Annotated in this window: 1 protein-coding gene; it reads right to left on the minus strand. The window is 64.7% G+C overall.

Going from position 1 to position 714, the window contains the following annotated elements; all coding sequences use genetic code 11:
• Positions 1–3: 3 nt before the first annotated feature.
• The coding region (locus tag I8J34_RS24225) for a TAXI family TRAP transporter solute-binding subunit (RefSeq protein WP_214364189.1) at positions 4–714 on the minus strand (711 nt) is incomplete at its 5' end.

The raw sequence follows: 714 nt of genomic DNA on the forward strand, positions 1-714 counted from the left end.
TGCTTACATCCAGCCCTTTTCCTTGTAGTACTTCACCGCGCCCTCATGCAGCGGGGCCGACAGACCGTTCTTGATCATGTCTTCCTGCTTGAGGTTGGCGAAGGCCGGGTGCAGCTTCTTGAAGTCGTCGAAGTTCTCGAACACCGCCTTGACCAGCGCATACACCACCTCGGGCGAGGTCTTGGTCGAGCTCACGAAGCTGGCCACCACGCCGTAGGTCGGCGTCGGGTTGGGGTTGCCGGCGTACAGCCCGCCGGGGATCTCCACCTTGGCGTAGAACGGCGCATCGGCCACCAGCTTGTCGATCGCCGGGCCGGTCAGCGGCACCAGCTTGGCGCCGCAGGTGGTGGTCGGATCCTGGATGTTGGCCGAGGGGTGGCCCACGCCGTAGAAGAAGCCGTCGATCTTGTTGTCGCACAGCGCGGCGCCGTGTTCGTCGGCCTTGAGCTCCGAGGCCAGCGAGAAGTCGTCCTTGGTCATCCCCAGGCCCTTGAGCAGCTCTTCCATCGAGGCGCGGGTGCCCGAGCCGGGGTTGCCGATGTTGAAGCGCTTGCCCTTGAAGTCGGAGAACTGCTTGATGTTGGCGTCGGCCCGGGCCACCACGGTGAACGGCTCGGGGTGGATCGAGAACACCGCGCGCAATTCCTTGAACGGGCCGGCCTCGGCGAACTTGCTGGTGCCCTTGACGGCGTGATACTGCCAGTCGGACTGGGC

The organism is Denitromonas iodatirespirans, from assembly GCF_018524365.1.
Taxonomy (GTDB): Bacteria; Pseudomonadota; Gammaproteobacteria; order Burkholderiales; family Rhodocyclaceae; genus Nitrogeniibacter; species Nitrogeniibacter iodatirespirans.